This window comes from Bradyrhizobium niftali, from assembly GCF_004571025.1.
GTDB lineage: Bacteria > Pseudomonadota > Alphaproteobacteria > Rhizobiales > Xanthobacteraceae > Bradyrhizobium > Bradyrhizobium niftali.
Window position 1 is genome coordinate 24,076 of the sequence record NZ_SPQT01000029.1, and the last position, 16,080, is coordinate 40,155.

Annotated in this window: 3 protein-coding genes and 3 pseudogenes; 4 read left to right on the forward strand and 2 right to left on the reverse strand. The window is 61.1% G+C overall.

Annotation, left to right across the window (positions count from 1 at the left end; translation table 11 throughout):
• Window positions 1-354 precede the first annotated feature (354 nt).
• Window positions 355-10,287 carry a non-ribosomal peptide synthetase gene (locus E4K65_RS36190; protein WP_135178167.1) on the forward strand — a complete coding sequence of 3,311 codons (9,933 nt, stop codon included), beginning with the start codon at window positions 355-357 and terminating at the stop codon, window positions 10,285-10,287.
• Window positions 10,288-10,455: 168 nt separating this feature from the next.
• On the opposite strand, the pseudogene E4K65_RS36195 reads toward E4K65_RS36190, so the two are convergent.
• Window positions 10,456-10,995: pseudogene (locus E4K65_RS36195) on the reverse strand (IclR family transcriptional regulator); the annotation flags it as partial.
• Between E4K65_RS36195 and E4K65_RS36200 the strand changes: the two are divergent.
• A pseudogene (locus E4K65_RS36200) lies at window positions 10,990-11,142 on the forward strand (IS256 family transposase); the annotation flags it as partial. The pseudogenes E4K65_RS36195 and E4K65_RS36200 sit on opposite strands and share 6 nt — an antisense overlap.
• Window positions 11,143-12,584: 1,442 nt before the next feature.
• Here E4K65_RS36200 and E4K65_RS36210 read toward each other — a convergent pair.
• The gene (locus E4K65_RS36210; RefSeq protein ID WP_235885875.1) at window positions 12,585-14,450 is read right to left on the reverse strand and encodes an outer membrane beta-barrel protein; all 1,866 of its coding nucleotides are present in this window, start codon (window positions 14,448-14,450) and stop codon (window positions 12,585-12,587) included.
• A 743-nt stretch (window positions 14,451-15,193) separates the two neighbouring features.
• On the opposite strand from E4K65_RS36210, the gene E4K65_RS47820 reads away from it, so the two are divergent.
• Together E4K65_RS47820 and E4K65_RS49010 are read left to right on the forward strand one after the other, a co-directional pair.
• The gene (locus E4K65_RS47820) at window positions 15,194-15,406 is read left to right on the forward strand and encodes a hypothetical protein (protein WP_167771430.1); all 213 of its coding nucleotides are present in this window, start codon (window positions 15,194-15,196) and stop codon (window positions 15,404-15,406) included.
• Between the two features lie 343 nt (window positions 15,407-15,749).
• A pseudogene (locus E4K65_RS49010) lies at window positions 15,750-16,048 on the forward strand (DUF736 domain-containing protein).
• Window positions 16,049-16,080: the final 32 nt, after the last annotated feature.

Genomic DNA, 16,080 nt, shown 5'->3' on the forward strand with positions numbered 1-16,080 from the left:
ACCTCAGAAAAACTCTTTGTCCCGGTTTTGCGAAAGGCGGACGCGATGCGGTTCGGCTGAGCCGACAAATTACTTTGGGAGTCCAGGCTTGTCCGGAAGACCAGGCGGTGGATGCTTATGCCGATTAATGGCGCGCTCAGTTGTACGATGTCGGGCGACGCTGTTGAAGAACTGACATAGCACCGCTGTGACGATCGCAGTGATTGCACTCGATTTCCCCGTTGGCACGATACATGCGTAATCCTCTAAAGAGCGCCATAGAGGAGGAGTCATTCGATGAGAACGCTTACCAGAAACGCTGACGCGGTTGAGTGGCAGCTGCCATACTGCCGACACCATATTTGGTGATGCGGAATGAGCGATGAACAGGTGCAGTGCATATCTGGCGCACATGAGCTGCTGACGCGCGGGGAGGAGTTTTGGCGGCGGCGCCTCGAGCAGTTTAGAAGATTGCATCCTCCTTTCGTGTCATCGTCCGTCGCTGCGGCGCCTTCCCGATGGCAGTCGAGTTTGTGGGTTAGCCCAAGCGCTTTGGCTAAACTTTCCCCACAAGATCGCTCGGAATATTTGGTAACGGCTTGGCTGATCTATCTCGCTCGGATCACGGGGCAAAAAGAGTTTCAACTGGGATGGAAGCCTGCATGGGACGGATTGCAAACTGACTGCAAACTCGTCGAGATGTTGATCGCCTCCGTCGTTCCGATGGATGTTTGCATTGAGCTTTCTCATGATTTTGAAGAAGTGCGCACAACCGTAGCAACCGAAGTCGCTCAGCTGAGGACGCACGCTACCTATGCCCGGGATCTTATCGCGCGCTGCCCGACATTGCGAAGTGTGGAGGCGTTACAGTCGCGCCAGCCTTGGCCGATTGGCATTGCCATCACGACAGAGAGCTGTTCCGTCGCCGACGATCTGTCGACGAGCCATAAGGCGGCCCGAGCCTTATGCGGCGATTTGCTGACGTTTGAGGTTTGCGCTCTGGATGGGAGCTTCCGCTGGCATTTTGATGCCGCTCGATTAGCGCCGAACCAGATTGACCGCATGACGCATCATTTGCAAGCTTTGTTACGCGGCGTGATGGACGATGCGGGGCAGTCTGTCGGCCGAATCGGCGTTCTGCCAACCGACGAACGCACGTATCTACTTGAAGATTTGAATCGAACGGCGGCGCCCTTTTCGTTTCAGCGATGTATCCATGAGTTGTTCGAGGCGCAGGTGCAAAAGGCGCCGAATGCGGTGGCGGTGGTCCATAATAATGAGAAACTAAGCTATGGCGAACTCAATGCGCGCGCCAACCGGCTGGCGCATCATCTGATCGAGCTCGGCGTCAAGCCGGATCAGCCGGTGGCGATCTGCCTGGGACGCAGCCTAGCGATGGTGGTTGGTGTCTTGGCGATCATGAAGGCCGGAGGCGCCTATCTGCCGCTAGATCCGGCGTATCCCTCAGCGCGGCTGCGGCAAATCGTCGACGATGCAAAACCGAAACTGCTGCTTTGCGATGTCGCCGGCCAAACCGCATTGGGCGCCGAAGCCGTGGCCGATGCGACGGTGGTCGAGCTGGAGACGGCGGCCCCGCCTTGGGCCGAGCGGCCGCCTTCGAACCCGGACCCAGTCACGCTTGGCCTCACATCGCGGCATCTCGCCTATGTCATCTATACCTCCGGCTCAACCGGAATCGCCAAGGGCGTTGAAATGTCCCACGGCGGACTCGTGAATTCGCTTGCGGGGATCGGCGCGTCAAAACTGCGCACACTTCAATTTGCGACCCTGAACTTCGATGTGTCCTGTCAGGAGTTGTTCATCTGTTGGAAGGACGGCGGAGCGCTTGTGCTCGTGCGGGAAGAGACCCGGAGGCGCTTCTCCGACCTGCTGGAATTTGTACAGCGGGAGGCAATCGAGCGGCTTTTCCTCCCTTTCGTAGCATTGAATCATTTTGCGGAAGTCTGGAGCAGGCAGCGCGTACAGCTGCCCTCTTTAAGAGAGCTTTATACAGCCGGCGAGCGATTGCACGCCACTCCACTGCTTAGGGCGTTCTTCGAAGCACACCCGAACGCGAGATTGATCAATCAATATGGGTCCACAGAAATCAGCGTCATTTCCGAGCACCGCCTTGCAGCTGATCCGTCATGTTGGTCCGAGATGCCTCACATCGGGCGTCCAATCGCCAACACGCGGGTGTACCTGCTGGACGGCCATGGCGCGCCCGTGCCGTTCGGTGCGGTGGGCGAGCTTTACATTGGCGGGGCGGGGGTGGCTCGGGGCTATTTGAATCGCCCTGAACTGACAGCCGAGCGGTTCATCGCCAGTCCCTTTGTCGAGGGCGATCGGCTGTACCGGACCGGCGACCTGGCACGCTACCTGCCGGACGGCAATCTTGAGTTCCTGGGCCGCAACGACGATCAGGTGAAGATCCGCGGCTACCGCATCGAGCCGGGCGAGATCGTAGCAAAGCTTTGCGAACACGCCTGGGTGCGCGAGGCGGTGGTGGTGGCGCGCCAGAACGGCCCCAGTGACAAGCATCTGATCGCCTATGTGGTCTGCGCGCCCGAGGCCGGCTCGGACGAGGGCGATGCAGGCGGGCTTGCGGGCGCTTTGCGCGAGCACTTGAGTGCGCGGCTGCCGGATTACATGGTGCCGAGCGCGTTTGTGCGGCTGGCAGCGCTTCCGCTCACGGTGAACGGCAAGCTCGATCGCAACGCGCTGCCGGCCCCTCGCGATCAGGCCTATGCACTGGCGGCCTATGAGGCGCCGCAAGGCGCGGTCGAGACCGCGCTGGCGCAGATCTGGGCCGAGCTCCTTGGTGTCGAGCGCATCGGGCGCAACGACCACTTCTTCGAACTGGGCGGCCACTCCCTCTTGGCCGTGCAGATGTCGAGCCGGCTGTCACAGGCGGTCGGAGTCGACCTGCCGCTGTCGACGCTGTTCGCAAGGCCAGTGCTGACTGACCTGGCGGCAAGCATCGTCGAGCTGTTGAGCCGCTCCGGTCCGCAACAGCTGCCGTCGATTGCAGCCGTGTCGCGCCATGAGCCGCTTGTGCTGTCATTTGCGCAGCAGCGGCTATGGTTTTTGGCGCAGCTGAACGAAGGCAGCACGAACTATCACATTCCGCTGACCCTGCGACTGCGCGGGGTGCTCGACCGCACCGCCTGGCAGCGCAGCCTTGACCGTCTGTTTGCGCGTCATGAGGCGCTGCGCAGTGTCTTTGTCGCAACGCAAGGTAAGCCCCGGGTTGAGGTTCTGCCGCCGGATGCGGGACTGCCGATAGTTGACCACGATCTGCGGGAGAGATCGGATGCGCAAGCGGCACTTTTGGATCTGTGCCATGAAGAGGGCCGCACGCCGTTCGATCTTGCGCGCGGTCCGCTGATCCGCGGGCATCTGGTGCGGATGTCGGACGAGGAGCACATCTTCCTGCTGACCCAGCATCACATCGTCTCGGACGGCTGGTCGATGGGCGTGCTGCTGCGTGAACTTAGCCAGCTTTACCGGGCGTTCGAGGCTGGGCAGGACGATCCTCTGCCGCCGCTTGCGCTCCAGTATCCGGATTACGCCGCCTGGCAACGCCACTGGCTGTCGGGGCAACGGCTGCAGAAGCAGGCGCAGTATTGGCGCAGCGCCCTGGCAGGCACGACCCGTCTTGTCTTGCCGACGGACCGCGCGCGGCCTGGCCAGCAGTCGTTTGCCGCGGCCACGATCCCGGTCGTCATCGATGCGGATCTGACGCGGGAGCTGAAGCGGCTGAGCCTGCAGCATGGCACGACGTTGTTCATGACGGTGCTGGCGGCCTGGGCGGCGGTGCTGTCGCGTCTGTCGGGGCAGGACGATCTTGTGATTGGCGTGCCGAGCGCCAATCGGGGGCACCGCGAGATCGAAGAGCTGATCGGATTCTTCGTCAACACCCTGGCGCTACGGCTGGACCTGTCGGGCAAGCCGCGCGTGTCGGAGCTTCTGGAGCGGACGCGCCGCACGCTGCTGGCTGCGCAAGAGCATCAGGACCTGCCGTTCGAGCAGGTGGTGGAGATCGTGCAGCCGCCCCGGGCTCTTGATCACACGCCGTTATTCCAGGTGATGCTGGCCTGGGAGAACAATGAGGTTGGGTCATTGGAGCTGCCGGGGCTGAGTGTCGAAGCTGCCAGGGAGGAGATTGATCAGCTCAAGTTCGATCTGGAGCTGAGCCTTGGCGAGCATGGCGAGGAGATCGCCGGAACGCTGGCTTATGCCACGGCGCTATTTGATCAGGCGACGATCGAGCGGCAGCGTGGTTATCTGCTGGCGCTGCTGCGGGCGATGGCTGCCGATGCGCAGCAAGAGGTCCACCGGATTGAGCTGCTGTCGACCGCCGAGCGCACGTATCTGCTGGAGGAGCTGAATCGGACGGCGGCGCCATATCCTGCGGAGCGGTGCATCCACGAGCTGTTCGAGGCGCAGGTGCGCAAGGCGCCGGATGCGGTGGCGGTGGTCTGCGGTGATGAGCGGCTGAGCTATGGCGAGCTCAATGCGCGGGCCAACCGCCTGGCACATCACCTGATCGCTCTCGGGGTCAGGCCGGACCAGCCGGTTGCGATCTGCGTCGAGCGCAGTCCGATGATGGTTGTTGGGCTTTTGGCGATCATGAAGGCCGGTGGGGCGTATGTGCCGTTGGATCCGGCCTATCCCTCGGCGCGGCTGCATCAGGTGCTCGACGATGCGGCGCCGCGGCTGCTGCTGGCCGATGTGGCCGGCCGTGCCGCCTTCGGCGCAGATGTGCCGGCCAATATGAGCGTGGTGGAGCTCGATGCTGCGGCGCCGGCCTGGGCCAGCCTGTCGGAAGCGGATCCTGACCCGCGCGCGCTCAGCCTGACCTCCCGCAATCTCGCCTATGTGATCTACACCTCGGGATCCACGGGCATGCCCAAAGGGGCACAGAATGAGCATCGGGCTATCGTCAATCGCCTGATCTGGATGCAGAGCGCCTATGATCTGAAGGCAACAGACGTCGTGTTGCAGAAGACGCCATTTAGCTTCGATGTCTCGGCCTGGGAGTTCTTTTGGACTTTGCTTGAAGGGGCAACGCTGGTGGTGGCGCCGCCCGGTGCGCACAGAGATCCCGATGCATTGGTCGGCTTGATCGTCAGCCAGCGCATCACCACGGTTCACTTCGTGCCATCCATGCTGGTCAGCTTTTTGGATGCGAAGAGTGTTGAGCGCTGCATATCGCTGCGGCGGGTTTTATGCAGCGGCGAGGCGCTCCCTGCCGCCAGTGTGCATAGAGTTCGGCACGTATTGCCCTGGACGGCCCTGCACAATCTCTACGGTCCGACTGAGGCCGCGATCGACGTTACATCCTGGAGCTGCCCGGCTGAGTTTGATAACGCTATCGTTCCGATTGGCCGTCCAATCGCCAACACGCGGGTCTACTTGCTGGATGGTCATGGCGGGTTAGTCCCCTTCGGTGCGGTCGGCGAGCTTTACATTGGCGGGGCGGGGGTGGCACGGGGCTATCTGAACCGCCCTGAACTGACGGCCGAACGGTTCATCGCCAGTCCCTTTGTCGAGGGCGATCGGCTGTACCGGACTGGCGACCTGGCACGCTACCTGCCGGACGGCAATCTTGAGTTCCTGGGCCGCAACGACGATCAGGTGAAGATCCGCGGCTACCGCATCGAGCCGGGCGAGATCGTAGCAAAGCTTTGCGAGCACGCCTGGGTGCGCGAGGCGGTGGTGGTGGCGCGCCAGAACGGCCCCAGTGACAAGCATCTGATCGCCTATGTGGTCTGCGCGCCCGAGGCCGGCTCTGACGAGGGCGATGCAGGCGGGCTTGCGGGCGCTTTGCGCGCGCACTTGAGTGCGCGGCTGCCGGACTACATGGTGCCGAGTGCGTTCGTGCGGCTGCCGGCGCTTCCGTTGACGCTGAACGGCAAGCTCGATCGCAAGGCGCTGCCGGCCCCTCGCGACGAGGCTTATGTGCGCCGGACCTATGCACCGCCACAGGGCGAGATGGAGGCGGTTCTGGCCCAGATCTGGGCCGAGCTGCTCGGGCTGAAGCGGGTCGGACGAGACGACAACTTCTTCGAACTGGGAGGGCACTCGCTCTTGGCGGTGCAGATGATCGAGCGTCTACGGCGGCGGTCACTGCGCATCGAGGTGCGCACCTTGTTCGTCAAGCCGGTGCTGGCGGATCTGGCTGCAAGCCTGGGTCGTCATTACGAGGCGGCGGTCCCGGCCAACTTGATCACCGAGCGGACTGCGGCGATCATGCCGCAGATGTTGCCGCTGATCGAGCTGACGCAGCGCGACATCGACCGGATCATCGCCACGGTACCCGGCGGGGTTTGCAACATCCAGGACATTTACGGTCTGTCGCCGCTGCAGGATGGCATCCTGTTCCATCATTTGCTAGCGGCAAAGGGCGATCCATACCTACTGCTGTCGCAGATGGCGTTTGCCGAGCGTGGGCTGCTCGATCGCTATCTTGCCGCGGTCCAGCGGGTGGTGGATCGCCATGACATCCTGCGTACCTCGTTTGTCTGGGAGGGGTTGTCGCGGCCAGCCCAGGTGGTGTGGCGGCAGGCGCGACTGGAGGTGATCGAGATTCAGCTGGATGGCGCTCACGGCACTGGCGCCGAGCAGCTCAAGGAGCGGTTTGATCCACGTCGGCACCGCATCGAGCTTGGCCGCGCGCCACTGCTGCGGTTTGTGATTGCGCGCGAGCCCGGTAGCGCGCGCTGGCTGCTGCTGGAGCTGCAGCATCATCTCATCGGGGATCACACGACGCGCGACGTGATGCATGCTGAGGTCCGGGCGGAGCTGGAGGAGCGTGTGCATGAGCTGACGGCGCCGCAGCCATTCCGTAATTTGGTGGCACAGGCGCATCTACGTGGTGATGCCAAGTCCGATGAAGCGTTCTTCCGGGAGCTGCTGGCCGACATCGACGAGCCGACCACGCCCTTCGGCTTGAGCGAGGTGCGCGGCGACGGTGGCGGGGTTCGAGAGGCTCATCGGATGCTGCCGCCAGCGCTCCATGCGCAGCTACGCGAACAGGCGCGTCGGCTGGGGGTGAGTCTGGCGAGCCTGTGCCATCTGGCGTGGGGACAGGTGGTGGCGCGCAGCAGCGGCCGCGAGCAGGTGGTGTTCGGCACGGTGCTGTTAGGCCGGCTGCAGGGCAGTGCTGGCGCCGACCGCGCCATGGGGCTGTTCATCAACACCCTGCCGCTGCGACTTGATCTCGATGGGACCGCCGTCGAGGCGAGCGTGCGGATGACGCACGCCCGGCTGGCCGACCTGCTGGCACATGAGCATGCTTCGCTGGCATTGGCACAGCGCTGCAGCGCTGTTGCGGCGTCGGCGCCGCTGTTCAGCACGCTGTTGAACTACCGTCACAACACGGCGCCGGCTGTGCCGGGCTCCGGGACGGATAATGTCTTGTCGGGCATGGAATGGCTGGGTGGGGAGGAACGCACCAACTATCCCCTGACCCTGTCGGTGGAGGACTTTGGCGAGGCGCTGGGCCTCACTGCGCAGGTGGCGGAGCCAGTCTCGGCGGATCGGATCTGCGGCTACATGCAGCGCGCGCTCGAGCAACTGGCAGAGGCGCTCGAGCATGCCCCGGATACGCCGGTACGTGACCTCGACATCCTGCCGGCCGAGGAGCGTACCTATCTGCTGGAGGATCTGAACCGGACGGCGAGGGCCTATCCATCGGACCTGTGCGTCCATGAGCTGTTCGAGGCGCAGGTGCAAAAGGCGCCGGAGGCGGTGGCGCTGGTCTGCGATGATGAGCGGCTGAGCTATGGCGAGCTCAATGCGCGGGCCAACCGCCTGGCACATCACCTGATCGAGCTTGGGGTCAAGCCGGACCAGCCGGTTGCGATCTGCCTCGAACGCAGTCCGGCGATGGTGGTTGGTGTCTTGGCGATCCTGAAGGCGGGCGGTGCCTATCTGCCGCTGGACCCAGCCTATCCCAGCCAGCGGCTGCATGAGGTTGTCGACGATGCCGCGCCGCGGCTGCTGCTTTGCGACGGCGTTGGTCGCGCAGCACTCCGCCCTGAGCTGCTGACCGATGTGACAGTCATCGATCTGGAGACGGCCACACCCGCCTGGGCCGAACGGGCGGCTTCAAACCCTGACCGGCGCACGCTTGGCCTCACATCGGACCATCTCGCTTATGTAATCTACACCTCAGGCTCAACCGGAATCCCAAAGGGGGTCATGGTCCAGCATCAGGGGTTGGTCAATCTGCTGTCGGCCCAGGTCGGCCTCTTTGGCGCTTCTTCCAACAGCCGCGTCGTGCAGTTCGCCTCCATTGCTTTTGATGCAAGCGCTTGGGAGCTTGTTATGGCGTTTGGCTCCGGAGCCGCTTTGCATTTGCCTGCGGAAGAGATCCGTCAAGCGAGTAGCAAGCTATCGGATTATCTCCAAAGCGAAGCCATCACTCACGCGACATTACCGCCCGCGTTGCTTCAGACCAGCAAGGATCCGGACGGTTTGGCTGTGCAAGTTCTCATTCTTGCTGGAGAGCTACCGAAGCCAGAACTCATCCGAAGTCTGGCCCCAGCATCAATTGTCAATGCTTACGGCCCGACCGAGGCAACCGTCTGCGCGACGATCTGGACTTGCCCGGCTGATTTTAATGGGTCGTTGGTCCCGATCGGGCGTCCAATCGCCAACACGCGGGTGTACCTGCTGGACGGCCATGGCGCGCCCGTGCCGTTCGGTGCGGTGGGCGAGCTTTACATTGGCGGGGCGGGGGTGGCTCGGGGCTATTTGAATCGCCCTGAACTGACAGCCGAGCGGTTCATCGCCAGTCCCTTTGTCGAGGGCGACCGGCTGTACCGGACTGGCGACCTGGCACGCTACCTGCCGGACGGCAATCTTGAGTTCCTGGGCCGCAACGACGATCAGGTGAAGATCCGCGGCTACCGCATCGAGCCGGGCGAGATCGTAGCAAAGCTTTGCGAGCACGCCTTCGTGCGCGAGGCGGTGGTGGTGGCGCGCCAGAACGGCGCCGGTGACAAGCATCTGATCGCCTATGTGGTCTGCGCGCCCGAGGCCGGCTCGGACGAGGGCGATGCAGGCGGGCTTGCGGGCGCTTTGCGCGAGCACTTGAGTGCGCGGCTGCCGGATTACATGGTGCCGAGCGCGTTTGTGCGGCTGGCAGCGCTTCCGCTCACCGTGAACGGCAAGCTCGATCGCAACGCGCTGCCGGCCCCTCGCGATCAGGCCTATGCACTGGCGGCCTATGAGGCGCCGCAAGGCGCGGTCGAGACCGCGCTGGCGCAGATCTGGGCCGAGCTCCTTGGTGTCGAGCGCATCGGGCGCAACGACCACTTCTTCGAACTGGGCGGCCACTCCCTCTTGGCCGTGCAGATGCTCAGTCGAGCATTAAATCTTGGGCTAAGTTTTAGCGCCATCGACATCTTCCGAGTCCCTATTCTGAAGGAGCTTGCATCGAAGATTCGTTTGCAGGTGCAGCCCAGTAACAGGGCGGTGATTCCCGTTCGACCGACCGGATCACAGCCACCTCTCTTCTTTGTCCCCACAGGTTTTGGGGATTGTTCGTATGTCCTCGGTTTGGCAGCGGAACTGGATGCAGACTGCCCGGTCTACGCTCTGCCATGGCCCCCGTTCGATGACGTTCGTCCACCGACTCTCGAGGCGATGGCCGCAGAGGTGATCCTTGCGATCAAACAAATCCAACCACGTGGCCCATACCGCTTTGCTGGATACTCATCAGGTGCAATCCTGGCTTATGCAATTGCCGAGCAGTTACTGAGTGGTGATGAAGTTGTGTCATTCATGGCGTTCATTGATGTTAGTCTACCTGCGGCTTCTTCAAACGGATCACTAAAGAATTTGGCGCGAGAATATGTTTTGGATCGTTGCGGAATCTTGCGCGATGCGTATCACGAGGTTTTGGAACGCGACACCGAACAATCTTCCATCTCTGAGTTGCTTGAAAAGGCGCAGCAAATAGGAGCGCTAGCTCCAGATCATGATCTTCACAATGACGTTTCGATGTATCAAAAGGTCGACACATTTCACCGCGCGCTACAATCGTATCGCGTTCCGTCGCTCGCGATTGAAATACATCAGTTCTATGCGAATGAGCCTCTCATCAGTCGTCGGGTCCCACCTGACGAACAACCCAGTAGCGACTTGCCAAACCAGGGCTGGGACCGGGTCGTGAATGCTGAGGCTATTCGTGCCGTACCGGTTCCAGGCAACCACGCAACAATGGTGAGCAATCCGGAAAACCGCCGAGTTTTGGCTCGAGCCATTTCAAAAGCCCTGATCGCGGCTGTAGAATAGACCAAGAGAACTTTCTCCGAGGCCCCCGACCTTTTAAAGTGTCTGGCTTATACATGGCAGTATGCGCAAGCTGACATGAGGATCGACGAGGTCGTCGATCACATCGATGGAGATACTTTCTCAGCCGATCAAGCTCTCTTCTCCCGAGCAGGCTGGCGCTGAGGATCATCAAATATCCTCGAATGTGTCGTCTTCACTGTCCGTCTGAAGGATGGTTTGCGACAGGAGCGCGGCGGCTCTTTGAAGCGGAGGAATGAAGCGATCCAGCTCTGTGAAGCTCACTCGCGCTACGGGCACCGATACGCCAAGGCAGGCGATCAGTTCCCGGTCCGGGGAAACGATGGGGACCGCGCAGCCGACGACGCCCTTCACGTATTCCTCATTGGTTTTGGCCCATCCGCGACGGCGGGTTTCCTCGAGAAGCTTCAGGAGGGTTTCGAGATCCACGACGGTGTTGTCGGTGTACCGCGTCAAAGCGAGCGAGCGGCATAACTGCTCGCGCGCCCTCTCGGGTAACCGGCTCATGTAGATCTTGCCAGTCGAGGTGCAGTGAAGTGGAGCAGCCTCGCCGGGATTGAATTGAAGTCCCTGCGGCTGAGACACCCGTACGCTGTCGACGTAAGCGACAACATTGTCGCGCACGACGCCAATTTCGCACTGTTCGCCGATCTCGCTGGCGACTGCGCGCAGCACCGCATGTCGCCGGGCCAGGATGCCATCGTCCGCCTCATCGGCGCGATCCTGCTCGAAAAGAACGACGAATGGGCCGTCCAGCGCGCTCGCTACATGACACTGGAAACCATCGCGCCATTGAGCGATGATCCGACCGTCAGCCTTCAGGCTATCGCCAGCTGACCAGCCCGGCTCTCGCCGGCGAACGCGGTGACCCGCAGCCAGCTACACCACGCTAGGGGACACGATCCTGACTCGCTTTGGTCTACGGGTCTTCGCATCAGGTAAGTGAATGAATCCGCGGCTACTCGAGTGGGCTATTCGAGCCGAAAGCCTAAACCTCATCAGCGTTGCCAAGCGCATTAGCGGATCGACCCGCGGGCGCGTCGACGCCATGCTAGTCCAAGCGGGCGCCGTTAGCCACATGTCTAAGGGCACTGGCCCGAGTCGCGAAAACCGAATTGCACCTGTACTAGCCAAGTCGAGAGTTAATTCTCCGCCACCCCGGTAGAGATCTGGCTCAAGCCGTCGAACTTCTCGACAATCGCCGACCCGCTGCCCGGGACGATTCATGGCGCTGATCTACGATCAGGGGACGTACGAAATATCGTCTCCAGATCGTGGCGCTTTGCAAGACGGACTGTGATGAACTGGTCCGGGAGTTTAGGTTTGTCAACTGCTAAAGGTCCGTGTGCACGAGGTGTGACCAGGATATAGAACATCGGAGATACGATATGACGGGCAATTGGCCGAGCTGGCATATCGCACGTTGGGGCTGCAGGATTAAGCAGTTCGAGCCTGGAGCCCGGGCTTGTCCGAGAGGAACGCAGTCAATCCTCCGACGCCGTCGTGGAGGGGATGCGCTCCGCCTCAAGATAGAGCCGCGGCGCTTACCAACCCGCCACCGACTTCGGATGTGGGGGCGCCAACGGGGGACGAAATCAACGCAGCAAAGCGAAAATTGGGGAGCCTCCTTGAGGAGCTTGAAACTTGTCGTCGAGCGGCCAGGCACGCCCGGGACTTGCCCGAGGCGCAAGAGCTGATCGACCAAGTCGTCAGGCAGGCTTAGCAGTTCTGGACTACTACGCCGATCTGCACCCAAACTTGGCGCGTCGCATTCTGCCCAACGATGGGGCCCACCGGCTTAGCTCATCCCGGACTTTCGGATCATCTCAATGCGCGCGACATCAAGCCCTTCTCGCCGCCGCAGTGCGCTACAGCAAGCAGTTCCGCAGCGCAGCTTCTCATTTCCGAGCCAACCTGAAACGTTGCGGCGTTTCCTCAACTTGGGGCGCTTGCATTGAAACTATTGTTCAAGAGCGAAGTGAAAGCGCTGACACTTACATCTATTCTCATGAGACGATCGAAGGAGTTGTAAAATCCTCAAGGAAGGCCGGGGGGGTGGGTGAAATCGTGTCGGCGCTGAGGCTTTCGGGGGGCCGGAAGGGACTTGAGAGGCGTGGGGGCTCGCACCAGCTGGCGCTCATTCTTTGCAACCAAGCTGAGCTCTGCTCCGAGGTGCTTCACCATCATTACCGGCGACGTCGGCGTCGCTGTTTGGCGCCGACGTCGATGCTTACGAGCAGGCCTGGATGGATCCAGAAGTAGTCTCGAGCTGGCCAAGATCAAGTCTTTGAATCGAATCTGTATGAGGCCTGAAAGAACGTACCCCAGCGCTCCATGCTGTACTTCGCAAATGAGGGCGAGTGCTTGATGCAGCCGTTACCGCAGTGCATGGATCCGGCGTCCTCTTTGGTCCACATGGCCCAATAGCGGCCACCAACGCCAACGCTAATGTTGTCGGTGAGGAGGTAGGACAGCACGCCTTCAAGCTGGACTCCGCCGCCACCACTGCCGCGTTGTTCAGAAAAGGTGGTCTTTGGGCGCAGGAGGTGATTGTCCCGCCCGATGAAATCGGTCCAGGGCAGATAAGCGACATCAGCGTTCAGGCGCCAGCGCTCGGTCAGCATGGTTTCGGCGCTCAGGCCGATCCGAGGCGCATTCCATTGCGTATCCTCGCTGCCAACAATCCTGTTGTCACCCGGGTTAAGACATCGATTCCACGGATTTGCGAACTCAACGCAACCGGTCGAGTCCGAGCTCTGCCCGTAATAAGTCCAGCCTAGAAATCCACCAACCTTGTAGTTCGTGCCGCGCAGGAAATCGTATCCGACATCGGCCGTGTAATATGTGAACTTTCCGTTTGCCTCATCCGAAAGGGTGTTCTGGTAGGACCGTCCCTCGTCGGGCAACCAGTCTTCATCATTCGACTTCCCTTTGTTGAACTTCCCGAGGCCAATATTGCTCTTCAGGAACACTCCCCAGGGACTGTCAACACGACCGAATAACTCCCCAGAGAATCCATCCAGTCCCTGATACGTGAGCCGTGATATCAGCAAGCCGGGATCTTGGCGTTCGTCCGCTGCGCTGTGATCCCACTGGAATTTCCCCCGGCTAAGCCAGAGCCGCGAGCCGCCTTCGAACGACCAACCAATTGCGTCGGGAATGGGCTGCACGCTCGCGGGCGCCTTCGTGTACAGCGGAGCATTAGACCATTGTGCGGCCTTTGAGTCGGCGTCGAAATGGTAGTTAAGGCCAATCTTTCCGATGTGATAGTTGCTGGACAGGCTGGTTGTGTTCGCCGGCAAAATCGCAAACGGCGGAAACTGCACTGTCGAAGCGGTCGCCATGCCCGGTCCGCCAAAGTGCAGATAGTCATACTCGACGTTCACCGACCATGCAGGGGTTAGGGCTTGCTCGATGCCCAGCCCGATGATGCCACCGACCCGGCCATAGTCGAAATGGGTTTTCTCCTGTGGCCAGCCGCCTTCAAAGTTGTTGACGACATCGCCCCGATTGTTTTGCCAGGCTAGGCCTGCCTTGAGATAGGCTAGCGTGTGTCCGAGCGCGCCAAAGGCGTAACCGACGCGACCGGTCCCGGAGGCAAAGAGGCTCGGACCTGCCTTGCAATTTGCGCTCACAACTAAGCCCGAAGCGGCGAGGCATGTATTTGTGCCGTCGGAGACAGCACCGCTGGCATCCAGCTCGATGCCAAACACCCAGCTGCTGTTCTGCCAGTTGTAACCGATCTGGCCACCTGCAAGGAACGCCGGGGTATCGACGATGCCGCCATAGATTGATGGACCGTATGGATTGCTGAAGGAGGTTCGGCCGTATCCACCGCCGACGTGTCCGCCGATATAACCACCCGACCAGTTCCATACGACCAGCGGCAGCTTCGGTTCTTGTTCAAGGCGCGCGTTGGCCGCTCCGCTCGCTATAGCCGCAATCGTCGTGACTCCAAACAAAATTACTCTCGACTTCATCAAAGATCCTGCACTTTCCCGGTCCACACCGGCTTTCCTAAGATATCGCCGCACGGCAAATCGTCGGAGCAGAGATGACATTTGCGGCAATGCGCGCCAGATCCGCTCCGAAATCACCGTACTGCGATTGGTGATGATGCCCGAATGGAGCAATGCATGTGCCAAACTGAATTCGCATGTTTTGCAGGCGTTTCGGAAGAGTTTGTCGCGTCAACTTGCCGACGTTGTCTCAAATGTGACGATCGGAGCTTCCGACAATCTCTCCACAGCCGACATTTGCGAGGGCAGATCCAATATGAACCTTTATAATTGCGTTGGAATAGTTGCGCGCCAAAGCGCCGCCAAACGGAAACAACCAGGGCTTGGGAGTGAGTGGCGATTGTAACCCCGGATCCTCCATAGCAACACACACGATGGAGTGGCAGCCGAAATGGAAGAACACAGGACTTTCCCGAGACTGATTGCCTAGGTGATTTCAAAAGGCAGGCGCCCACTTGAGGATCAAAAAGGGTCAATGCCGATTGCACGAGGCCTGCGCAAGCTCGGTGCCAATGACAAAATCGCACAACTGGGTTTGTGACGATCCGGTCGCGGCGTTTCCTGCTGTAGGGTCGCGCGCGCCGTGGTGGTGGAAGGCGCAGCCGTCAGACTTTTATCTCACGCATGCCGGCTTGCTCGGAGGCGTCGCAATTGGCGTCGCGCCCGCTACGTAGAGGGCGATAGCGGCACATATGGAATCGCCCTGATGACGGTGCCTTCCCCAATGGCGGACGATTCTTGCCGTCGTGGGTGCCATTGCCGTCAGCATCACAGCGTTCATCCGCTTCACTGGAATGGCCGCCCCCGAACCTGCCGGACAATGGTAGCGCCAACTGAAGGCGTCGCGTCGACGGGCGGGACTGGACCAGATGTCGGGGATCCTCACGGCCCTCATCGTCGAAATTCGAACGAGAGCGGGCTGGCCGTTGAAGCTCCGATCGTCGAGCTTCCGCCCCGGACTCGTGGCGGTGATCATGGAGGCATGGGCCAAGCGGTCGCATCTCGAGGCTGCGGCCGACAATAAACGTGAACGGGCCGCGCGACCGACGCGTAATCACGATGCCAAATCCGTCCGCTGCTGAAGAGGGAGGGCGCGTGTCACCATCGAACTCAGTCGCCGGCCTGTCTGTGCGGTCGAACTCGCCACATTCTCCTTGACGCCGATTCTTAGGCCGGGCGCACCAACGGCCATCTTCGATGGATTGGTCTGCCCGAAGGACGGCTGCGCCTCGACCGCTAAGGCGCAACAGCGGCGTCACAACTTTTTCCCCTGTCGGCTGCGCCGTCATTCCTCGCGCGAGCCAAGAAAGTTGCTCCTTTGCTGTCAGGCCCCTTCGGGGTGCACTGTCGATCGCCTCCGGCCTGTCGATCACCATCGAGGCCGCAAGGTGCGAGCTCGACATACAGAGATCAAGGAGAACTACAATGGCGACCATCGGCACCTTCAAGAAGACCGGCAACATCGAGCTCACCGGCGCGATCGTCACCCTCTCGCTCCAGGCAAGGAACGTCCGGATTGTCCCCGACCAACCGCTCCGGCGACAACGCACCGAGCCACCGGGTCTATGTCGGCCGTGTGGAGATCGGGGCTGCCTGGTCGAAGCGCTCCAACGAAGCTCGACGATCGGAGCTTCACCGCTGCGATCTTCGCCAAGCTCTTCCGACGAAGAAGGTGAGCGCTTCAGCCTGATCTGCCCGGTCCCAACCGTCGCAACGGCGACTGACCCGGCCCACATTGCCTCGCCGGCTGGTCCGG

Excerpts from the sequence above, each read along its gene's own strand:
- E4K65_RS47820 (WP_167771430.1), top strand. The coding sequence starts at position 15,194 with ATGTCGGGGATCCTCACGGCCCTCATCGTCGAAATTCGAACGAGAGCG.
- E4K65_RS36190 (WP_135178167.1), top strand. The coding sequence starts at position 355 with ATGAGCGATGAACAGGTGCAGTGCATATCTGGCGCACATGAGCTGCTG.